The sequence below is a fragment of the Thioalkalivibrio paradoxus ARh 1 genome, from assembly GCF_000227685.2.
Taxonomy (GTDB): domain Bacteria; phylum Pseudomonadota; class Gammaproteobacteria; order Ectothiorhodospirales; family Ectothiorhodospiraceae; genus Thioalkalivibrio; species Thioalkalivibrio paradoxus.
In genome coordinates this window covers 1,887,839-1,909,700 of record NZ_CP007029.1, presented here as the reverse complement: position 1 = coordinate 1,909,700, position 21,862 = coordinate 1,887,839, and the positions used below count along the sequence as shown (strand labels likewise).

The following is a 21,862-nucleotide window of genomic DNA, read 5'->3' as shown; positions in this document are numbered from 1 at the left end:
CCGCGGTCAACGATGCGGATTTATAGCATCATTCGTGCGCAATTGAAAACGCGCCCCCGGTCGGCGGGGGTCAGGTCCGGATGCCGACCCCGCGGTTCAGCATGGCCAGTGCGAACAGGTAGAGCGCAACGATGAAGCCGATGATGATCGCGTAGGAGAGCGTCAGCGATAGGTCGCTCGTGCCCAGAAGGCCGTAGCGGAACGCGTTCACCATGTACAGGATCGGGTTGAGCAGCGACACGTCCTGCCAGAAACCGGGCAGCAGCGAAACCGAGTAGAACACCCCGCCGAGGTAGGTCAGTGGGGTCAGCACGAAGGTGGGCACGATCGAGATGTCGTCGAAGGTGCGCGCGAACACGCCGTTGATCAGGCCCGCCAGCGAGAACAGGATCGAGGTCAGCACGACGATCGAGAGCGCGACGGCCAGGTTGTGCACGCTTGGCGGGCTGAAGAACAGCGACACCGCGGTCACCCCGACCCCCACGGTCAGACCGCGCGCGACGCCGCCGCCGATGAATCCGAGGATGATCAGGCTGTTGGGTACCGGCGAGACCAGAAGTTCTTCGATGTGGCGCTGGAACTTGGAGCTGAAGAAGGAGGACACGACGTTGGCATAGCTGTTCGTGATTACCGCCAGCATGATCAGTCCCGGCACGATGAAATCCATGTACCGGTAGCCGTCCATCTCTCCGATACGGGTACCGATCAGCCCGCCGAAGATCACGAAATAGAGTGCGGTGGTGATCATCGGGGGCAACACGGTTTGCACCCAGATGCGGCTGAAGCGCAGCACCTCCTTGATCGCGATCGTGCGCAGCGCGGTCCACTGTTCGTGCAGGTGCAGCGGCTTCATCGAGTACTCCCGCCGAGGTCCCGGAGCTGGCCGTTTCCAGCCTGCGTCATGCGAATGAACAATTCCTCGAGGCGGTTGGACTTGTTGCGCATGCTTTGCACCTGGATTCCTTCTTGGTCAAGCAATTGGAATAGATTATTCAGGCTTTCTCCGCGATGGATGTCGGCCTCCAGCGTCAAGGCGTCGATCGCGCGCAGCACAATCCCCGAATGCTTGGGCAGACGCTCGGCGGGGGCTTGCAGATCGAGAATCACGGTCTCGGTATCCAGTTGTGCAAGCAGCGCCTTCATGGTCGTGTTCTCGACGATGCGTCCATGGTCGATGATCGCGATGCTGCGGCACAGGCGTTCCGCCTCTTCCAGGTAATGGGTCGTCAGGATGATGCTGCGCCCGTCACGGTTCACGTCCTGCAGAAACTCCCACATCGAACGCCGCAGTTCGATGTCGACACCCGCCGTCGGCTCGTCCAGGATCAGCAGCCGGGGTTCGTGTACCAGCGCGCGCGCGATCATCAGCCGCCGCTTCATTCCCCCGGATAACGTCCGCGCCATGTCGCGGCGCTTGTCCCAGAGGCCGAGTTCGCCCAGGTAGTGCTGCGCCCGCCGCCAGGCCTCGCCGCGGGCGATCCCGTAGTACCCGGCCTGGTTCACCACGATCTCGCCCACTGGCTCGAAGGTGTTGAAATTGAACTCCTGTGGCACCACGCCGATGCTGCGCTTGACCTCCTGCAATTCGCGGTCGAGGTCGTGACCGAAGACCCGGACCGCACCGGCCGTCTTGTTGATCAGCGACGTGATGATGCCGATCGTCGTGGATTTGCCCGCGCCGTTCGGCCCCAGCAGCGCGAAGAAGCTCCCGGGCGCAACGGTCAGGTCGATGCCTTTCAGGGCCTCGAAGCCGTTGCGATAGGTCTTGTGCAGGCCCCGGATCTCCAGTGCTGCGGTCATTGGTGTTCGCCCTCGTCGCTCGTTGTGGTGGCGCCCCGGCAATCGGACGTGACAGTATCATGACGCGTGCGGTGCCGGGTGCAGGGGGACGCGGCGCCGCGCCGAATCCTTCCCCAAGAGGCGAGTACAGACCGTGGAACCCATCTTCTTGTCCACCGCGAAAGATACCGGCGGCGCCGTCCCGCTGATCCCCGTCACCACGGAGGAACTTCCGGATCTGCTCGCCCGGAATCCCGAACTCTGGCGCAACTGGGCGGAGCAGAACGATTTCCGGGCCGAGTCGGGCAGCTTGCTGCGGATTCCGGCTACCGACGGGACCACCGCCGCGGTGTTACTGGGGCACGAACCGGCAAGCCCCCACTGGGTGCTCGCGCAAGCATTGGAACAGCTGTCGCCGGGCGTGTACCGGGTAGCATCGGCGGCCGTCGACGCGGACGCGCTGGAGCGGATGCTCGTGGGCTGGGGGTTGGCCAGCTATCGTTTCGAGCGCTACCGGAAAGCGGGGAAACCGCCGCCCCAGCTCGTCTGGCCGGATGGCGTCGACCGGACCCGGGTCGAGGCCCTGGTGGCCGCGCAACGGCTGGTGCGCGACCTGATCAATACGCCGCCTGCCGACATGATGCCGGTACACCTCGCCGACGCGGCCCGGGAGCTTGCCGAGGAGTTCCAGGCAGGGCTGCGCGTGATCAGCGACGACGCGGCACTGGAGCAGGGCTTTTCCTGCATTCGCGCGGTCGGTGCGGCCAGCGCGTTCAGCCCGCGCGTGATCGAACTGGCCTGGGGCCGGCCCGATGCGCCGCATGTGGTGCTGGTGGGCAAGGGCGTCTGTTTCGATTCCGGCGGCCTGAATCTGAAGCCGGGCAACCACATGCGCCTGATGAAAAAGGACATGGGGGGAGCGGCGATCGTGCTGGGATTGGCCCGGGCGATCATGGCACTGGCGCTCCCGGTCCGCGTCACCGCGCTGGTAGGCGCGGTCGAAAACGCGGTGGGGTCGCGTTCGTTCCGCCCCGGTGACGTGCTGAAGGCGCGCAACGGCAAGACCGTCGAGATCGACAACACCGACGCCGAGGGCCGGCTGGTGCTGGCCGACCTGCTGGTGCGGGCGGGCGAGTGCGATCCCGACCTGGTGATCGATTTCGCTACGCTGACCGGTGCGGCGAGGGTCGCGGTGGGGACCGAGATCGCAGCGTTTTTCTGCGACGATGAGGTCCTTGCCGCCGATCTGCAGGCCCCGGCAGGGTACTGGGACGACCCGGTCTGGCGCCTGCCGCTGCACGAACCGTATCGCCATCTGCTCGACAGCCGGGTGGCGGATTTCGTCAACAGCAGCTCCGGCGGTTATGCGGGCGCGATCACCGCGGCCCTGTTCCTGAAAGAGTTCGCGCCCGCCGGCGTGCCCTGGCTGCACTTCGACGTGATGGCCTGGAACACGCGTGCCCGGCCGGGACGCCCGAAGGGCGGGGAGGCGATGGGGCTGCGTGCGGTGCTCGGGCTGCTCGAGGCCCGGTACGGGCAGGGCGCGTCCGGACCGGCGTAATCGGCAAGGATGCGGCGCCATGGGCCGTCCGTGGCACCGCGGCAGGACCCAGAACTCGAAGGGTTGCTTAGCGTGAAAGTCACGGCCTGTCTCGTGTCCCGGGCGACCCGTAGGGCGGAAAAGCGCAGCGTCATCCGCCGTACGGCGTTCGCAGTGCCCAGGCGCCCGCGGCAATCCGGGCGCCAGCTGGCGGATGACGGCCTTCGGCCTCTGCCGCCCTACGCCTATGCCTCTTTCATCATCGGGGGTGGCCGCTGGCCATGACAGTTAGCGTGAAAGAACGGCCTGTCTCGTGTCCCGGGCGACCCGTAGGGCGGAAAAGCGCAGCGTCATCCGCCACATGGCGTTCGGATCGCCCCGCGCGGCCTGCGGCAACCCCGGCGTGGGAATGGCGGATGACGGCCTTCGGCCTTTTCCGCCCTACGCGTCTTTCATCATCGGGGGTGGCCGCTGGCCATGAAAGTTAGGCGGAGCCGTGAATGGCGGTCTCGGCCCGCGCGTGACCAGCGACGGGGAACCCGATGCGTTCAGACCACGCCCAGGTCCATGCGCGCACGCATGATCTTGCGCAGCGCGATCAGATAGGCCGCGGTGCGGTAGTCGAGTGCTTCGGAGTTGCCCTCGATCTCGCGGGTTTCGAAGATCTCCTGAAACGCCAGGCGCATGGTGTCGTCCAGTGCCGAGCGGACCAGGTCGATCTCGTTGGTGCCCCGGGTCAGGGAGTCGTGCAGCCAGTCGGGCGCCGAGCGGTTCGTCAGCATCTCGATCGCGGAAATCACATGCTGCCCGCGGATCGCGTCGTGCCTGCGCTGGAGCCGCCCCAACCGGATATGGCCGATATTTCGAATCCACTCGAAGTAGGAGACGACGACGCCGCCGGCATTCACGAACAGGTCGGGAAGGATGGTCACGCCGCGCGCGCGCAGGATCTGGTCCGCCTGCCAGGTGCAGGGGCCGTTTGCGGCCTCGACGATGAGCCGCGCCTGAATGCGCTCGGCGTTGCCCCGGTGGATCACCGCCTCGCGCGCGGCCGGAATCAGAATGTCGCAGTCCGCCTCCAGCAGCTGCGCGCCGTCGCGTTCGAATCGGACGCCCGGAAAGCCTTCGACCCCGCCGGTGCGCTGCATGTACTGTTTCACCGTAGCGACGTCGAGCCCCTTTTCGTCGAGCAACGCCCCGTCGCGTTCGATGATCGCGATGATCGGGGCCTTGTCCTTCTTCTGCAGGAACAGGCCGAGGTGATGACCGACATTGCCCAGCCCCTGCAGCACGATGCGCTGGTCCGACAGGCCACCGTGTAGCCCGGCTCCGCGCACCGCGTCCGGATTTCTGAAGAACGCCTCCAGTGCATAATGCGCGCCGCGCCCGGTCGCCTCGAGACGGCCCGGAACGCCACCGAGTTCCACCGGCTTGCCGGTGACGCAGGCGATGTGGTTCAGATCCTCGGGGTGGAGGTCGCGGTAGGTGTCTAGGATCCAGGCCATCTCGCGCTGCGTGGTTCCCATGTCCGGCGCCGGGACGTTCTCCGCGGGGCTGATGTATCCGCGCCGGATGAGTTCGCGGGCGAAGCTGCGCGTGATCTTTTCCAGGCAGGGTTCGTCGTAGTGCCTGGGATCGAGGCGCAGCCCCCCCTTCGACCCACCGAAGGGCACGTCGACGACCGCGCACTTGTAGCTCATCAGCGCCGCGAGGGCTTCGGCGTGATCCTGGTTCATGTCGGGCGAGTAGCGCAGGCCCCCCTTGACCGGCAGACGATGGGCGGAATGCACCGCGCGCCAACCGGTGAAGACCTCGACGCGCTCGCGAAAACGCACCGGGAAGCTGACCTGGATTACCGATGCGCAGGCCTTCAGCGCGTCCGCGGTGCCTTCGGGCAGCTGCAAGCGCGACAGCGCCTGGTCGACCATGCGCGCAACGCTGGCCGCAAATCCCTCCGGAACGTGTTCTTCGGTCATCGTCGGGTCTCCATCGCTGCTGCCGGGATCCCGCTGAGCCCGGCGTGGTGGGCATTCAGGGCCTTGCGATGCCACAGTGCAGGGCTGCGGCATCGCGGATCATCGGCCGGCGCGACCATGCGGCGCCGCCCGCTACCCCCCGAGGCCGGTGATCGCGGCGTGCATCTGAAAATAGGCAAGCATGAACTCGAACATCATGCGCCAGGCCAGTTCGGCGAGCAGAAAGGCGACGACCGCATACCCGGCCGTCCATGCCACGGGGGTGCGCAGACGCCCGGGCAACACGCCTTCCGCGGTCAGTCGGGCCTGTACGCGCCTCCGAAAACGCCGCGCAAGGTCGAACACGACGACCGGAATCAGCAGGGCGCCGGTGTAATAGGCCGCGAACAGCACTCCCGGTGTCACGAATTCCCGAAAGAACAGAAAGTCCCGTATCCAGAGGACGGCAGCCGTATCGGTCATGAGGGTCCATGTGCTGGATTCCGGGCAGAGGATAGCCGCCCGGACCGGCCTGCAGCCAGCCCCGGGCGCTGGGTACCGGGCCCGAAATCCCTATGTATTGTCTGGAGAAAGATGGCCGGGCCGGCGGTGCCCATAGACTCGGCGGCGCCTTTTTCCGGTTTCCGGCGGTTATCGACAATCGAGATCTCATCGCGATGGGCAAGACACACCAAGACGACCATGCGTTGTTGCAAAGCCTGGTGGAGGCACATCCGGAGCCCTTTGCACTGATCGACGAGCACTACACGATCGTCGCGTGCAACAGGAAGTACGCGGATGCCTATACCGACCTGACTCCAGACGACATCGTCGGGATGAAATGCCACGAGGTTTCGCACAAGAGCACCGACCGTTGTGACCTGAACGGAGAGGAATGCCCACTGGAGCGGGTATTCGAGTCCCGCCATCCGGTGCAGGTCGTGCACCAGCATTTCGATCGGGATCGGGCCCCGTACTACGTGAACGTGCATGGAAGCCCGATTCGGGCGCAGAGCGGGGGCGTGCGCTATTTTGGCGAGGCCATGGCTCCGATCAGCCGGGTGGACGATCTGGACTTCGACGAGGAGCGGCTGATCGGCTGCTGCCCGTCGTTCATGAACATGCTCGACAACCTGAGCCTGGTGGCGCAGACCGATCTGCCGGTGCTGATCCATGGCGAAACCGGGACCGGCAAGGAATTGGCGGCGCTGTTCCTGCATCGCAAGTCTCGGCGCGCCGAGCGGGAATTCGTGACCATCGATTGCACCACCCTGTCCGACGAGATGTTCGTCGCTGAACTGTTCGGGCACGAGGCCGGTGCGTTCACCGGTGCGGCGGCGGCACGCAAGGGCTTGGTCGAGGTCGCGGACGGCGGCACGCTGTTCCTGGACGAGTTCGGCGAAATCTCCCCCGAGATCCAGACGAAGCTGCTGCGGGTACTCGACCGGGGGACCTTCCGGCGGCTGGGCAACAACCGCGAGCGCAAGGCCAATTTCCGGCTGATCTGCGCGACCAACCGCAATCTCGCGCAGCGCGTGGAGGCCGGCGCGTTCCGGGCCGACCTGTTCTACCGAGTCAACAGCATGCAGATCACGCTGCCCGCGCTGCGCCACCGGAAGGAGGACATCCCGCAGCTGGTCGATTTCTTCCTGCGCAAACTGATGCCGGCGAACCTCGCCCCGCTGATCAGCGACGGGGCGCTGGAGGCTCTGCTGCGCTACGACTTCCCGGGCAATGTCCGCGAGCTGAAGAACACTCTGGAACGTGCGGTCGTGGTCGCGCGTGGCGGCACGCTGGAGCCGCAGCATCTGCCGGCCGAGCTGCGGCATCCCCAGCCCTCGGCGAAATGCGACGACGGCACGGACTGCGGCTACCACGATGGCTGTACTGCCGACGACCCGGGAATCGTCCGCGCCGCCCTGGCGCGCTTCGGCGGCAACCGCCGCAAGACGGCCGCCTTTCTGAAGATCAGCGAGCGCACGCTCTACCGACGGCTGAAGGCCCTCGGCCTGACCTGACCCCGTTCTGCCATCCTCGGCGGTGGCAGAAACCTGGCAGAACTCTGGCAGAGATCTGGCAGAATCCGCGGCGTTTCCCGTGGCGGGCTCATGGTGTTAATTCCCCCTGCAAATCAAACACCTGTTTCCTGATTCCCCTGTTGGCACTGTAGATGCTTGCGACCTGGATGCGGCTCGCGGCGATGCGCCGCGTCGCCAACGGAAGCATTCAAAAAATAACACCAGCAGGAGGAGTGAGATGAACGCTGCGAAACGCAGGGTGGGGTCATGGTTAGGCTTTGGTTTGGTTTGGGTACTGCTTTCCGGGGGGCTTCTGTCGGCGGCTCCGGCACACGCGGTCGAGGAGGGAGTGACGTTTCCCTTCTACCCGAGCTTCCTGCAAATCGAGGATGGGAAGACCACCTCGCTGGAAGACTGGTCCGATCCGATGGTGTGCGGGAGCTGCCATCCGCGGCAGTACGAGGGGTGGAAGAGTTCGATGCATGCGAACGCCTTCATCGACCCGGTGTTCCAGGCCGAATGGGCCAAGGGCTACCAGGAGACGGATGGGGAGGTGCTGAACCTCTGCGGCGGCTGCCATACGCCGATCGGTGTGATGACCGGCACCGTGAAGTACGATCCGGACGTCGGCAAGTACGGTGGTTTCACGGCACCGGGCGTGGCGGCAATGGGGGTGTCGTGTGACGTTTGCCACAGTGTGGCCGACACCAACGCTCGGCACACGACAACCGGTAACCCGGGCAACGCGTCGCTGGTACTGGCCCCCGGCGATGTCAAGAGGGCGACGCTGAAGGACGCGGTTTCGCCGTTCCATGCCACCGAGTACTCGGAACTCCACGGCCGGGCCGAGCTGTGCGCGAATTGCCACAACATCTTCCACCCCAACAACAACTTCCCGATCGAACACACCTACGACGAGTGGAAGATGTCGGCCTACGCGCAAAACGACATCCAGTGTCAGGACTGCCACATGGTTCCGGTGGAAACGGCGATCCGTGTCGCCGACACGATGACTCGGGCACGCGATCTTCCCGATCACGGCCTGGGCGGAATGGCCGGCGTGGGTGCTGCCGGTCCGCGGGAGATCGTGCACGATCACGGCTTCGTCGGAGGCAACACCGTAATCGCCGGGGTGCTGGGTGTTCCCGGTGCCGAGGATAACCGGGCCGAAGCGATCAAGCGCCTGCAGAACGTTGCCGATCTCGATATCGAGATCATTCCGGGCATGCAGGGTGCCAACCTGCTACGCGTGAAGGTCACCAATGCCCGGGCCGGGCATCATCTGCCGACCAGCCTGACCTTCATCCGCCAGGTCTGGCTCGAAGTCGAGGTCCGCGACGACCAGGGCCGGTTGCTGCTGTCGTCCGGGGCACTGGAAGACAACCGCGTGCCCGAGGATGCGGTGATGTTCACCAACAAGTCGGTCGACCAGGACGGCAACCTGACCGTCGACCCGTGGCGGATCGCCGGCTTCGTGCACATGAACACGATCCCGCCCAAGGGGTATCGCTACGGTACCTACTCGTTCCGGCTGCCCGAAGATGCCTCGAGCTTCACCGTCGACGCCAAGCTCAATTACCAGTCCTATCACCAGGATCTGGCGGACAAGCTGCTTGGCGAAGGGGCCCTCGAGGTCCCGGTGGTGACGATGCGCGAACTGACTCGCCGCTACAACGCCGCCGACCTGGGGCAGGCCGACGCCGATCGGGATTCCGCGGTCGCCCACCGCTGATACGACCTGGGTCGGGCCCCGCAACAGCGGGGTTCGGCCCGGCCGTGCCCGTTGCAGGCGTACGCAGGCACTCCTGCCCGGGCATTCGTTCCGCGCCACCGGCCGGTGGCGCGGAGTTGTGCAAACCATCGACTTATCAACGCATGAGAGGAGTCCAGAACGAATGAAGCCACTACTGATGAGCATCGTGACCGGAGTAATCCTGACGGCTGGCATGACCGCGGCACAGGCCGCCGACGTGGAGGCCGGCCAGGCGAAGTACATGGCCTGTCAGGGGTGCCATGGTCCCCAAGGGCAGGGCCAGGCGATGTTTCCGCCGGTCGCCGGCAAGGATGCCGAGTACCTGGCAGACGTGATGAAAAAGTACCGCGCCGGGGAACAGGTGGGTCCGAACAGCATGATGATGATGCCCCACATGGTGAACCTGAGCGACGAGGACATTGCCAATCTCGCGGCCTATATGGCCTCGCTGTAATCGACCAGGCGCCCGGGGACGATTCCCGTCTTCGGGTGCGCCGATGCGCGGTGATGCTGGCATCGCGGCGTCCGGCTGGGCAACGAGCGATCAGCTGTTCACGTTGACAGGGTCTGGAGGGAGAGCAAGCAATGTCGGAGCAAAACTCCGGGACGGTTCCCGGCAGGCCTGCGGTTTCGGCGGCCCGACTGAGCGGGTTGGCGGTACTAGTGATCGTGATGGCACTGGCCTTCGCCGGCATGGGGCTGTTCATGTTCAACATGGGCCGCGACATGAGCACGATGACCCGGGCGGTCACGCAGATGGGCCTGGACGTCTCGGCGATGGCCGACGACATGACGTTCATGAGCGGGCGCATGGCGGTGATGGCCGACAGCATGGTCGAGGGTCAGGCGGGGATGTCGCAGGATCTGACCGGGGTTCGGTCCGGAATGGAGCTGATGGCGCGCGATGTGCGCAGCATGGCGGAAAACATGGACGACCTGGCAAGCAATATCCGCGGCATGGCCGGGAATATCGGAACCATGAACCGTTCGATGTCGCAGATGAACCAGTCGATGGGGCAGATGACCGGCACGATGGGCCGGATGTCGGTGGATATCAACAAGTTTACCCGGCCCGAGAGTCTCGCGCCGATGTCACCGTTTCGGTGATTCCAGAAACTCGCCTGTCGCGGGATTCGCATGCAACCGGTTCGGTCCGGGGCGTACGCATTCGCGCATAGGGGCGGGGCAGGACCACGGCATCGTTCCCGCGCGGACGGAGCCGCAACAACCAAATAGATAGGAGGAGTACATGATGAAACCCGTGTTTCGAATCGCAGCAGGGGGCGCGATGGTGCTGGCGTGCGGCCTCGCAGGGTCGCAGGCGATGGCCGACACCGGCCGGGAGGCGCTGCTCACCACATCCTGCTTTACCTGCCACAGCATCGATGCGACCGGCAACATGCCGAATCTGGTGGGGTACCCGCGCGACCTGATGATTTCCCAGATGCAGATGTTCAGCAATGGGTCGCGTCCTTCCACCATCATGGACCGGATCGCAAGGGGGTACAGCGAGGCGGACTACGTCGTGATGGCCGACTACTTTGCGACCATCGAACAATAAGCCACAGGGGGGTGACAACATGACGGATCTGACTCGTCGCAGTTTCTTGAAGGCCGCCGGCATCGGCGGCATGACACTGGCGGCCGGGTGGACGACCGCCGCCCATTCGTCGGAAAAGGCGCATGTCGTGGTCGTGGGTGGCGGTTCGGGCGGCGCCACTGCGGCCAAGTACGTAAAACGCTTCGCGCCCGAAATGCAGGTGACGCTGATCGAGCCGAAAGCCAAGTATCACACCTGCTACGGCAGCAACTGGGTGCTCGGCGGCCATGCCTCGATGGACGACATCGAGCAGACCTACGGCGCGCTGAAGGATCGCCACGGCGTGAACGTGGTGCAGGACACGGTGACCGAAGTCGACCCCGAGCGCCGGACCGTGACGACCGCGGGCGGCGCGACGATGAACTACGACCGCCTGATCATGTCGCCGGGGATCGACTTCCGATACGGCGCGGTGCCGGGCATTACCGAGGCCGATGCGGAGCGGGTTCCACATGCCTGGAAGGCCGGCGAGCAGACGGTATTGCTGCGCCGCCAGCTCGAGGCAATGGACGACGGCGGCGTGTTCGTGATCGTGGCGCCCGGCAACCCGTTCCGCTGCCCGCCGGGGCCGTACGAGCGGGCGTCGATGGCCGCATACTATTTCAAGCAGGCGAAGCCGCGCTCGAAGATCATCATCCTCGACAACAAGGAGAACTTCTCCAAGCAAGGGCTGTTCATGTCCGGATGGGACGAGCACTACGGCGACATGATCGAGTGGCTGCCAAGCTCCCAGGGTGGCCAGGTCGAGGAGATCGACGTGGCCACCCTGACCGCGTACTCCGACGGCGGATTCGGCGAGTTCAAGGCCGACGTGCTGAACTACATCCCGCCCCAGCAGGCAGGCCGAATCGCCCAGCAATCGGGCCTGACCGGCGACGGCTTGTGGTGCCCGGTCGATGGCAAGACCTTCGAGTCGACCATTCATCCCGGCATCTATGTGATCGGCGATTCCTGCGTGGCTGGGGCGATGCCCAAATCGGGGCATTCGGCCAACAACCAGGGCAAGGTCGCCGCCGTCGCGGTGATCCGCGATCTTGCGGGGCTCGAGCCCGAGACGGCTTCGACCGCGAACACCTGCTATAGCCTGATCACGCCCGATCATGCGATCAGCGTGGCGGGCGTCTACGCTTACCAGGACGGGAACATCGTCTCGGTCGAAGGGGCAGGGGGCGTCAGTCCCGCGCACGCACCGGCACCGATTCGGAGAATGGAAGCCATCTACACCAAGGGTTGGTACACCGGCATCGTCGGCGACATCTGGGGCTGAGGCCCCGCCCGACGATAGCTGTCTGGCGCCCCGGATCCGTCCGGGGCGCCTTCCTTTTCGCCGGGGTTCGCCATGCCAGGGATGCCTGCGGTACCCTGGCTTTGGAGGTCCGACGATGATACAGCAGCGAAAACCCGGTCTGGCGACCCTGATCGCACTGGCCGCACTGACGACCGCCGCGGCGAGCGCGGACGACTTCGATACCCTGGAGGTGGGGATCACCCCGGAACTGGACTTCTTTGCGGTCCAGCACCAGGGTGAGACAGTCTGGGTGCAGCGCAACCAGGATACCGGCAACACCGTCGATCCCGAATATGCGCTGACTTCGCGACCCTGCCCGCCGTTGTGCATACAACCGATGCAGCTTGCGCCTGGGGTCGAAACCCTGGGTGAGCTCGAGTTCATCGCGTATCTGGAACGCGTCGGACGCGATTCGGATGTGCTGGTCATCGATTCCCGCACTGCCGACGAGTTCGCGGCCGGGGCCATCCCCGGCGCCGTGAACGTGCCGTGGAACGACCTGGTCGGAACCGCTGGTGCGGTCGACTTCGTCGTCGAGATGCGCATGGAGGAGTTCGGCGTCCGGCGTGACGGCGACGGTTGGGACTTCTCCGATGCGCGCACGCTGGTGCTCTACTGCAACGGCCCATGGTGTGGCCAGACCCCGTCAAACATCCGGACCCTGCTGGATTTCGGCTACCCGCCCGAACGGCTGAAATGGTATCGCGGCGGCATGCAGGCCTGGCACAGTCTGGGCTTCACCGTGGTGGACTGACCCCCCCGCATGGACCAGGCAACGCGCGGCTCGAGGCCTTCGCATCGCTTCTGCGTGGCGCCGATGATGGACTGGACCGACCGCTGGTGTCGGCGCTTTCATCGGCTGCTCACCCGGCGGGCGTTGCTGTACACCGAGATGCTGCATGCGAATGCGGTCGTTCACGGCGATCGCGAGCATCTGCTGGGTTTCGATCCTGCGGAACGGCCGCTGGCGGTGCAGTTGGGCGGCTCCGACCCCGCGGTGCTGGCGGAGGCGGCGCGGATTTGTGCCGACCTGGGCTACGGCGAGATCAACCTGAACGTCGGCTGCCCCTCCGACCGCGTTCAGTCCGGAGCCTTCGGGGCCTGCCTGATGGCGACGCCGGGAACGGTGGCGGCCTGTGTCGCGGCGATGGCGCGCGCGGTTGCGGTGCCAGTGACGGTCAAGCATCGGATCGGGATCGACGAGCAGGATTCGGAGGCGGATTTGCAGCGCTTCGTCCAACAGGTCGCCGACGCGGGCTGCCGAAGCTTCGTCGTGCACGCGCGCAAGGCCTGGCTGCAGGGCCTGAGTCCGGCCGAGAACCGGGACGTGCCCCCGCTCGATTACCCGCGAGTGTACCGCCTGAAACAACAGTTTCCGGCGCTGGAAATCGTGGTGAACGGCGGGATCGACGGACCCGAGCAGGGCCTGCCGCATCTCGCGCACGTGGATGGCGTGATGGTCGGTCGTGCGGCCTACCACCGGCCGTTCGAGCTGGCCCGCGTCGACCGGCTGTATTATGGGGTGGGTCGCGACCCCACGATTGCCGAGGTGGTCGACGGCCTGGTGGCGTTGGCCGACGAGATGTGCACTCGGGGGGTTCCGCTGGTGCGGCTGACTCGGCACGTGCTGGGTCTGTTCCACGGGGCTCCGGGCGCCCGGCAGTGGCGGCGCATATTGACCGAGGAGGCGCGGGGCGAGCACGCCGGCCCCGAGCTGATCGCCCGTGCCGCGGGGCCGTGCCTGGGCCATGGGGGCGCGGCGGGGCTGTCGGCCAGCGGATGACACCGTACTTGGAGCTGTCGGGGCGAGTGGGGCGCCGATGGCACGCGGGAGACGATGAAACGCGAAGGCATCACCAGCATCGAGCAGGAGGAACAGCGCTTTCGCGCGGTGAAGCGGCGTGTCTACCGCATCGCGCTCGTCGTGAGCGCGCTGATCCTGTTGTTGAGCTGGGTTCTTCGCGCGCCGGACGATGCGTTCATTGCCCATGCCTATCTGCCGCTGGCACTGGTTCTTGCCGGCCTCGGGATCGTAGCCGGCACTCGCGCCGGGCCGCTGGAGAAAGTCGAGTCGGCGATGTTCTTCGTTATCACGGCTCTGGTGTTGGCACGGCTGTTCTGGCACTTTCATTTGGCCGGACCGCTGGCCGATCAGATCATGCCACTGGCGGCAGGCCACTACTGGGCCGTGGCCGCTCTGCTGGTCGGCTGCTTCGTGTTGTTCGACCGTTATCGGGGCCTGGCCGCGGCGCTGGCGGTGCTGGCGGTCGCTGTGTTGATCGCGTTTTCCGGGATCGCGCGGGATCTCACTGGCGGCGCGGTGCCGGCCGAGGTGCTGGGGTATCTGTTGCGCGTGCACTTGTTCTTGATCGTGCTCGTCGCGCTCGCGAGTGCGGCGACGGTGCTGCGCGACCATCATCGCCGGCTCCTGATCCGGGCGGAAGTGCTGGACCAGTGGGCCAACACCGATGCGCTCACAGGGCTGCCCAACCGCCGCGCAGCAGAGCGGGTTCTGCGCCGGCGCTGGTTGGAGGCGCAGCGCCACGAACGGCCCATGTCGGTGATTCTGCTGGATCTCGATCATTTCAAGAACGTGAACGACACCTACGGACACGCGACCGGGGACCGGGTGCTGGAGGGTCTTGGACAGCGTCTGACCGCCTTGCTGCGTGAATCCGATTTCCTGGCCCGCTGGGGTGGCGAGGAGTTCCTGATCGTGGCCCCGGAAACCGGGGTGCGGGAGGCGGCCCATCTCGCAGAACGCTGCCGGGCCGAGATTACGAACGAACCCATCGCGGGGGTCGACCTCACGGCCACGTTCGGTGTGGCCGAGGTGGGATCCGGCGACGACGTCGACACCTTGCTTGCCCGCGCCGACGCAATGCTTTACGCGGGCAAGGAGGGCGGGCGTAACCGGGTGGTCACGGCCGAAGAGGCCTCTGAGCCGTCCCGGGTAGCAGGCTGATCACCCGCTCGACCGTGCAATACAAGCTGGCGCGTTCCCGTCGCCATCTGCAGACCCGCGGCGGTCGGGGGAATTATGAAGGGGGGAGATTTGCGTCCGGTTCAATCGGCACCGGGCAGACAGCCGGCGATGTCGGCGGCATTGACCGGTTGCACCAGAACCGCGTGCAACGGGTAGCGCTCGGCCAGTCGGTCCGCATGCTGGCGCTCCTGGCGCTCGACCATCACGATCACGCGCGCATCGGGGGCGTATTTCTGCAGGCTGGCCAGGAAGACGTCGAGGTTGCCCAGGTTCGCGCCGGCGTAGTTATTCCCGTACCCATAGAAGAACTCGGCGACGACGTAATCGGGGCATTGGTGCTGCAGTGCCTGGATGGCCTTGCGTATCGACCGCAGACGGACTTCGCGGATTCCGCGGCGTTGGTAGACATCGCCGAAGTCGGGGTGGCCGGGCGATTCGACGATCGAGAACAGCAGGGTTTCGGACACGGCGGTGCGGGCCTCATCGGGTGGCAGAGACTGGGCGCTGAAGCGGGGCGGCAAGCGCCTGCAGGTCAGGCGCGCTTCGTCGCTGTCGTGCGGGGCGGGGCGGGCATCGGAATGCCGCCACCGCCACGGAGCGCAGCGAGACGTCAGCGGGGCAGGTCGGAGCCCCCCATCAGCCATTCGTCGACCGCGCGGGCGCACTGGCGGCCTTCGCGGATCGCCCAGACCACCAGCGACTGGCCGCGGCGCATGTCGCCGGCGGCGAACAGGCCGTCCACGTTGGTGGAATACGCCTTCGGCCCCTCGGTCGCGCCCTGCACGTTGCCGCGCGCGTCGAGTTCGAGCCCGGAGGAGCTCTTCAGCTCGTCGAGCATGCCTTCGTGCACCGGGTGCACGAAGCCCATCGCGAGCAACACGAGGTCGGCCCGGAGTTCGCCTTCGCTGCCGGGAACCTCGGACATTTGCCAGCGGCCGTCGGCGTCCCGGTCCCAGCGCACCAGCACATAGCGCAATGCGCGCAGGTTGCCGTTGCCATCGTCGACGAAGCCCTTGGTGGCGACGTTCCACATGCGTTCGCAGCCTTCTTCCTGGGAGCTGGAAGTGCGCAGGCGATTGGGCCAGTCGGGCCAGGTCAGGCCCTTGTCCTCCTGCGCCGGGGGCTTTTCGAGGATCTCGATCTGGGTGACCGAACGCGCGCCATGGCGGTTCGAGGTGCCGATGCAGTCGGAGCCGGTGTCGCCGCCGCCGATCACGATCACATGCTTGCCCTGGGCGCTGATGAACTCCTCGTCGGGGACGAACACGCCCTGTACGCGCCGACTATTGCGGGTCAGGAAGTCCATCGCGAAATGGATGCCGTTCAGTTCGCGCCCGGGCACCGGCAGATCGCGTGGCTGCTCGGCGCCCCCGGCCAGCACCACCGCGTCGTATTCCTCGCGCAACCGCGCGATCGGGATGTCGACACCGATATGGGAATTGGTGTGGAACTCGACGCCCTCGGTGCGCATCTGCGCCATGCGCCGGTCGATCAGCTTCTTGCTGAGCTTGAAGTCGGGGATGCCGTAGCGGAGCAGGCCGCCGATGCGGTCGGCTTTTTCGAAGATCGCGACCTGGTGACCGGCGCGCGCGAGCTGCTGAGCGCAGGCCAGCCCGGCCGGCCCTGAGCCGATGATCGCCACGCGCCGGCCGGTGCGGCGCTGTGCGACCTGCGGCTTGATCCAGCCTTCGGCCCAGGCCTTGTCGACGATCGTGCATTCGATGGTCTTGATCGTCACGGGCACGTCGTCGATGTTCAGCGTGCACGACGCTTCGCACGGCGCCGGGCAGATGCGCCCGGTGAACTCGGGGAAATTGTTGGTCGAGTGCAGGGTGTCGATCGCCTGGCGCCAATCGCCGTGGTAGACGAGGTCGTTCCAGTCCGGGATCAGGTTATCGACCGGGCAGCCCTGGTGGCAGTAGGGGATGCCGCAGTCCATGCAGCGTGCGCCCTGTTCCGAGACCTCCGCATCGGACAGCGGGATCACGAATTCGCGGTAATGGACAACCCGGTCCGCGACGGGCTCGTAGCGCCGGTCGCGGCGCGCGTACTCCATGAATCCGGTCGGCTTACCCATGGGCGACGGTCTCCTTCAGAACCTGGCTGGCGACCAGCGGCGGTTCGGTGACGGGGGGGCGGCTCTGCTGCGCCTGCATCTTTTCCAGTGCCTTTCGGTAGTCCACTGGCATCACCTTCACGAATTGGTTCGCGTAGCGATCCCAGTCCGCCAGGATGCGCTGCGCCACCTCGGAACCGGTGTAGTGCAGGTGCCGCTCGATCAGCACGCGCAGGCGCGCGCGGTCGTGCCGGGTCATGTCGCGGCGGATGTCGACCAGTCCGTGCGCCTCCATGTCACCGCCCTGGTGATCCAATGCCTCGAGCGCGTCGTCCTCGTCCGCGATCGGTTGCAGTTCGACCATCGCCAGGTTGCAGCGCTGTTCGAAGTCGCCTTCCTCGTCGAGCACGTAGGCGATGCCGCCGGACATGCCGGCGGCGAAGTTCCGCCCGGTCGGGCCCAGGCAGACCATGATGCCGCCGGTCATGTACTCGCAACCGTGGTCGCCGACACCCTCGACCACCGCGATCGCGCCGGAGTTGCGCACGCAGAAGCGTTCGCCGGCCACTCCGCGAAAGAAGCACTCGCCGCTGATCGCACCGTACAGCACGGTGTTGCCGACGATGATGTTGTCCTCGGCCCGAGCGATGCCCGAATTCTTCGGCGGGTAGATGATCAGGCGGCCGCCCGACAGTCCCTTGCCGACATAGTCGTTGCCTTCGCCTTCGAGCTCGATGGTCACGCCCTTCGCGAGCCAGGCGCCGAGCGACTGGCCGCCGGTGCCGCGGGCGCGGATGTGGATGGTGTCGTCCGGCAACCCGCCGTGCCCGTAGCGCTCGGCGATGCGGCCAGAGAGCATGGTGCCGACGGTACGGTTGTAGTTGCGGATCACGGTCTCGATCTGCACCGGCTCGCCGCGTTCCAGTGCCGGTTGCGCCTGGCGGATCAGTTCGTGGTCCAGCGCCTTGTCCAGGCCGTGATCCTGCGCCTCGGCGTTGTAGCGGGCGACCTCGGCAGGCACATCCGGCGTCGCGAGCAGCCGGGAGAAATCGAGCCCATGCGCTTTCCAGTGCTCGATCGCCCGGCGCATCTCGAGGCGGTCGGACTGCCCGATCATCTCGTTCACTGTGCGGAAACCCAGCCGCGCCATCAGCTGGCGCACTTCCTCGGCGACGAAGAAGAAGTAGTTGATCACATGCTCGGGCTTGCCGGTGAAGCGCTTGCGCAGTTCCGGATCCTGTGTCGCGACGCCGACCGGGCAGGTGTTCAGATGGCATTTGCGCATCATGATGCAGCCCTCGACGATCAGCGGCGCGGTCGCGAAGCCGAATTCGTCGGCACCGAGCAGCGCGCCGATCACCACGTCGCGGCCGGTACGCATGCCGCCGTCGACTTGCACCGCGATGCGCCCGCGCAGCCGGTTCAGCACCAGCGTCTGGTGGGTTTCGGCAAGGCCGATTTCCCAGGGGCTGCCGGCGTGCTTGATCGAGGTCAGCGGACTGGCGCCGGTGCCGCCTTCGTAGCCGGAGATGGTCACGTGGTCGGCATGCGCCTTCGCGACTCCGGCCGCGACGGTGCCGACGCCGATCTCGGAGACGAGTTTCACCGAGATCCGCGCGCGCGGGTTCGCGTTCTTCAGGTCGTGGATCAGCTGCGCGAGATCCTCGATCGAATAGATGTCGTGGTGCGGGGGCGGCGAGATCAGGCCCACGCCTGGCGTCGAGTGGCGCACCCGCGCGATCTGAGCGTTGACCTTGTGACCCGGCAGCTGGCCGCCTTCGCCGGGCTTGGCGCCCTGCGCGATCTTGATCTGGATGTCGTCGGCGTTGACCAAGTACTCGGTGGTCACGCCGAAACGCCCGGAGGCGACCTGCTTGATCGCCGAGCGCTCGGGGTTCCGGGAGCCATCGGACAGTGGCAGAAAACGTTCGGCTTCCTCGCCACCCTCGCCGGTGTTGGACTTGCCGCCGATCGCATTCATCGCCTTCGCAAGCGTCGAGTGCGCTTCGTAGGAGATCGACCCGAACGACATCGCGCCGGTCGCAAAGCGCTTCACGATCTCGGAAGCCGGCTCGACCTCGTCGAGCGGGATGGGGTTCTCGGCGAAGCGGAATTCGAGCAGGCCGCGGAAGGTCAGCAGGCGCTCGTTCTGCTCATTCATCAGGCGCGAGTACTCGGCGAAGGTCTTCGCGTCGTTCGCGCGTGTTGCATGCTGCAGCGTGGAGATCGTCTCCGGCGTCCAGGCGTGATCCTCGCCGCGCAGGCGGTAGGCATAGTCGCCGCCGACGTCGAGCTGGCGCTGGTAGATATGCCCGCCGCCGTAGGCGATGCCGTGCCAGCGCACGGCTTCCTGCGCGACCTCGGGCAGGCCGATGCCCTCGACCCGGCTCTGGGTGCCGGTGAAATATTGCTTCAGGAAGCCGCTGTTCAGCCCCACCGCGTCGAAGATCTGTGCGCCGCAGTACGACTCCAAGGTCGAGATGCCCATCTTCGACATCACCTTCAGCAGGCCCTTGCCGACCGCCTTGATGTAGCGCTTCTGCGCTTCCTCGAAGCTCAGCCGCTCGGGCAGGCGCGGCAGCATCGACTGGATGGTGTCGAAGGCGAGGTAGGGGTTGATCGCCTCCGCGCCGTAGCCCGACAGCGTCGCGAAGTGGTGGACTTCCAGCGCTTGCCCGGTTTCGACGACGATCCCCGAGCTGGTGCGCAGGCCCTGGCGGATCAGGTGATGGTGTACCGCCGACGTCGCGAGCAGCATCGGGATCGGGATGTGGTCGCGGTTGGTGTTGCGGTCGGACAGGATCAGGATGTTGTAGCCATCGAGCACGGCTCGTTCCGCATCCGCGCAGAGGCGGTCGAGCGCGGCCGGCATGCCCTCGGCGCCTTCTACGCTCGCGTATACCGTATCCAGCGTCCGGGTGCGGAACGCGCCGGCCGAGTTGTACTCGATGTTGCGGATACGCTCGAGGTCCTGATTGGTGAGGACCGGCTGCGGCGTCTCCAGCCGCCAGTGCTTGCCCGCCTCGTTGATGCCGAGCAGGTTCGGGCGCGGGCCGATGATGCAGACCAGCGACATCACCAGTTCCTCGCGGATCGGGTCGATCGGCGGATTGGTGACCTGCGCGAAATTCTGCTTGAAATAGCTGGACAGGTGCTTCGGGCGGCCGGACAGTACCGACACCGGATTGTCCGCGCCCATCGAGCCGACCGCCTCCTGGCCGGTCACCGCCATCGGTGTCAGCAGGAACTTCAGGTCCTCTTGCGTGTAGCCGAAGGCCTGCTGCAGGTCGAGCAAGGTGGCATCGTCCGGGGCCATCGGCCCGACGTTGGTCGGCAGCTCTTCCAGGCGGATCTGGGTCTTCTTCAGCCACTCGCCGTAGGGCTTCGCCTCGGCGAGCTCGGTCTTGACCTCGTCATCGCTGATGATCCGCGCCTGTTCGAGGTCGATCAGCAGCATGCGTCCGGGTTGCAGGCGCCATTTCTTGACGATGCGCTCCTCGGGGATGTCGAGCACGCCCATCTCCGAGGCCATGATCACCATGTCGTCGCTGGTGACCAGGTAGCGGGCTGGGCGCAGGCCGTTGCGATCCAGGGTCGCGCCGATCTGGCGGCCGTCGGTAAAGGCCATTGCCGCCGGTCCGTCCCAGGGTTCCATCATCGCCATGTGGTATTCGTAGAACGCGCGGCGCTTCTCGTCCATCAGCGGGTTGTCGGCCCAGGCCTCGGGAATCAGGATCATCATTGCGTGGGCGAGCGAGTAGCCGCCCATCACCAGCAGTTCCAGCGCGTTGTCGAAGCAGGCGGAGTCCGACTGCCCCTCCGGGATCAGTGGCCAGATGGTCGCAAGGTCGTCGCCGAGCACTTCCGAGCGCATCGTGTGCCGGCGCGCGGCCATCCAGTTCAGGTTGCCGCGCAGGGTGTTGATCTCGCCATTGTGGCAGACCATCCGGAACGGCTGGGCCAGATCCCAGGTGGGGAAGGTGTTGGTCGAGAAGCGCTGGTGCACCAGCGCGAGTGCACTGACGAAGCGCTCGTCGCGCAGGTCGAGATAGTAGTTGCCGACCTGGTGGGCGAGCAGCATCCCCTTGTAGTTCAGCGTGCGCGATGACATCGAGCAGACGTAGTACGCGGTGTTGTCGAACCCAGCGGCGCGGATCTCGTTGTCCATGCGCTTGCGGATCACGAACAGCTTGCGTTCGAAACTGTCCTGATCCGGGCAGTTTTCGCCGCGGCCGATGAAGATCTGGCGCACGACGGGTTCCGAGGGCAGCACGCTCTCGCCGAGGTCGCTGTTGTCGACCGGAACGTCGCGCCAGCCGAGGACTGTCTGGCCGCCTTCCTCGACATGGCGGGCGATGATCGCCTCCATCTCCTGCCGTGGCGCGTCGTCACGCGGCAGGAACACCATGCCGACGGCGTAGCGCCCGATGGCGGGCAACTCGAAGTTCACGCTGGCGCGCAGGAATTCGTCGGGCATCTGGACCAGGATGCCTGCACCGTCACCGGCCTTCGGGTCTGCGCCGACCGCGCCGCGATGATGCAGGCGTTCGAGGATTTCGAGGCCCTGCGCGACGATGCGGTGGCTCTTCTCGTTCCGGATATGGCAGACGAACCCGACACCGCAGGAGTCTCGCTCGAGTTCAGGGTCGTACATGCCCTGCGCGGGGGGTAAGGCGCGGATGCTCATCGGTGGACCTCTTGGCTGCCAGGTTGTTCGGAACGCAGGCGGCTGCCGGCGCTACTGCGCGCGCAGCCGAACGCCTCCCTCGGGGATGCAAGAGTATGCAACACGCAGCTATCGTGCCATTTCCGCGGCGCGCACTGAGGCGAACACACACCGGTTGTCGTGCCTGGGCTGCACGCGATTGGTGCAGTGCGGTGGCGGCG

At 65.9% G+C, this 21,862-nt stretch carries 18 protein-coding genes and 1 pseudogene; 12 read left to right on the top strand and 7 right to left on the bottom strand.

The annotated features are described in order from the left end of the window. Positions 1–70 precede the first annotated feature (70 nt). Both THITH_RS08745 and THITH_RS08740 read right to left on the bottom strand, forming a co-directional pair. Positions 71–853, bottom strand: a complete 783-nt coding sequence (locus THITH_RS08745; protein WP_006747445.1) for an ABC transporter permease — start codon at positions 851–853, stop codon at positions 71–73. Then, on the bottom strand, positions 850–1,800 hold the full coding sequence (locus tag THITH_RS08740) for an ABC transporter ATP-binding protein (RefSeq protein WP_006747446.1): 951 nt from the start codon (positions 1,798–1,800) through the stop codon (positions 850–852). The genes THITH_RS08745 and THITH_RS08740 overlap by 4 nt, the downstream gene beginning before the upstream one ends. Positions 1,801–1,933: 133 nt before the next feature. Here THITH_RS08740 and THITH_RS08735 point away from each other — a divergent pair, with 133 nt between their 5' ends. The 3 genes and pseudogenes from THITH_RS08735 (at position 1,934) to THITH_RS19710 (ending at position 3,807) form a co-directional block, all read left to right on the top strand. Then, positions 1,934–3,340 carry a leucyl aminopeptidase family protein gene (locus tag THITH_RS08735; protein ID WP_006747447.1) on the top strand — a complete coding sequence of 469 codons (1,407 nt, stop codon included), beginning with the start codon at positions 1,934–1,936 and terminating at the stop codon, positions 3,338–3,340. A 9-nt stretch (positions 3,341–3,349) separates the two neighbouring features. Further along, positions 3,350–3,604 (top strand): hypothetical protein, encoded by a 255-nt coding sequence (locus THITH_RS19225; RefSeq protein WP_006747448.1) that lies wholly within the window; start codon positions 3,350–3,352, stop codon positions 3,602–3,604. Next, positions 3,601–3,807, top strand: a pseudogene (locus THITH_RS19710) (hypothetical protein). The gene THITH_RS19225 and the pseudogene THITH_RS19710 overlap by 4 nt, the downstream one beginning before the upstream one ends. 60 nt (positions 3,808–3,867) lie before the next feature. Here the strand turns inward: THITH_RS19710 and THITH_RS08730 are convergent. Continuing rightward, positions 3,868–5,295 (bottom strand): Glu/Leu/Phe/Val family dehydrogenase, encoded by a 1,428-nt coding sequence (locus THITH_RS08730; protein ID WP_006747449.1) that lies wholly within the window; start codon positions 5,293–5,295, stop codon positions 3,868–3,870. 132 nt (positions 5,296–5,427) lie between these two features. After that, positions 5,428–5,757 carry a DUF4282 domain-containing protein gene (locus THITH_RS08725; RefSeq protein ID WP_006747450.1) on the bottom strand — a complete coding sequence of 110 codons (330 nt, stop codon included), beginning with the start codon at positions 5,755–5,757 and terminating at the stop codon, positions 5,428–5,430. A 194-nt stretch (positions 5,758–5,951) separates the two neighbouring features. Between THITH_RS08725 and THITH_RS08720 the strand changes: the two genes are divergently transcribed. The 9 genes from THITH_RS08720 to THITH_RS08680 all read left to right on the top strand — a co-directional run bounded on the left by THITH_RS08720 (position 5,952) and on the right by THITH_RS08680 (position 14,898). After that, entirely contained in the window at positions 5,952–7,292 is a 1,341-nt protein-coding gene (locus tag THITH_RS08720) for a sigma-54 interaction domain-containing protein (RefSeq protein WP_025367413.1), read from the top strand. Between the two features lie 238 nt (positions 7,293–7,530). Beyond that, positions 7,531–9,024: a multiheme c-type cytochrome gene (locus tag THITH_RS08715; protein WP_006747452.1), complete on the top strand. Its 1,494-nt coding sequence runs from the start codon at positions 7,531–7,533 to the stop codon at positions 9,022–9,024. 163 nt (positions 9,025–9,187) lie between these two features. Next, the gene (locus THITH_RS08710) at positions 9,188–9,499 is read left to right on the top strand and encodes a c-type cytochrome (RefSeq protein ID WP_006747453.1); all 312 of its coding nucleotides are present in this window, start codon (positions 9,188–9,190) and stop codon (positions 9,497–9,499) included. A gap of 131 nt (positions 9,500–9,630) precedes the next feature. After that, the gene (locus tag THITH_RS08705; RefSeq protein ID WP_006747454.1) at positions 9,631–10,152 is read left to right on the top strand and encodes a methyl-accepting chemotaxis protein; all 522 of its coding nucleotides are present in this window, start codon (positions 9,631–9,633) and stop codon (positions 10,150–10,152) included. 142 nt (positions 10,153–10,294) lie between these two features. Beyond that, entirely contained in the window at positions 10,295–10,606 is a 312-nt protein-coding gene (locus THITH_RS08700; protein WP_006747455.1) for a c-type cytochrome, read from the top strand. 19 nt (positions 10,607–10,625) lie between these two features. Then, on the top strand, positions 10,626–11,912 hold the full coding sequence (locus THITH_RS08695; RefSeq protein WP_006747456.1) for an NAD(P)/FAD-dependent oxidoreductase: 1,287 nt from the start codon (positions 10,626–10,628) through the stop codon (positions 11,910–11,912). A 115-nt stretch (positions 11,913–12,027) separates the two neighbouring features. Then, on the top strand, positions 12,028–12,687 hold the full coding sequence (locus THITH_RS08690; protein WP_006747457.1) for a rhodanese-like domain-containing protein: 660 nt from the start codon (positions 12,028–12,030) through the stop codon (positions 12,685–12,687). Between the two features lie 9 nt (positions 12,688–12,696). Then, on the top strand, positions 12,697–13,716 hold the full coding sequence (gene dusA, locus THITH_RS08685; protein WP_006747458.1) for a tRNA dihydrouridine(20/20a) synthase DusA: 1,020 nt from the start codon (positions 12,697–12,699) through the stop codon (positions 13,714–13,716). A 54-nt stretch (positions 13,717–13,770) separates the two neighbouring features. Continuing rightward, a complete protein-coding gene (locus tag THITH_RS08680) occupies positions 13,771–14,898 on the top strand; it encodes a GGDEF domain-containing protein (RefSeq protein WP_006747459.1) in 1,128 nt (375 codons plus the stop codon). A gap of 101 nt (positions 14,899–14,999) precedes the next feature. Here THITH_RS08680 and THITH_RS08675 read toward each other — a convergent pair whose 3' ends face one another. The 3 genes from THITH_RS08675 to gltB form a co-directional block, all read right to left on the bottom strand. Next, positions 15,000–15,386 carry a hypothetical protein gene (locus tag THITH_RS08675; protein ID WP_006747460.1) on the bottom strand — a complete coding sequence of 129 codons (387 nt, stop codon included), beginning with the start codon at positions 15,384–15,386 and terminating at the stop codon, positions 15,000–15,002. Positions 15,387–15,529: 143 nt separating this feature from the next. Then, positions 15,530–16,996: a glutamate synthase subunit beta gene (locus THITH_RS08670; protein WP_006747461.1), complete on the bottom strand. Its 1,467-nt coding sequence runs from the start codon at positions 16,994–16,996 to the stop codon at positions 15,530–15,532. Next, positions 16,989–21,662 (bottom strand): glutamate synthase large subunit, encoded by a 4,674-nt coding sequence (gltB, locus tag THITH_RS08665; protein ID WP_006747462.1) that lies wholly within the window; start codon positions 21,660–21,662, stop codon positions 16,989–16,991. The genes THITH_RS08670 and gltB overlap by 8 nt, the downstream gene beginning before the upstream one ends. Between the last annotated feature and the right edge of the window lie 200 nt (positions 21,663–21,862).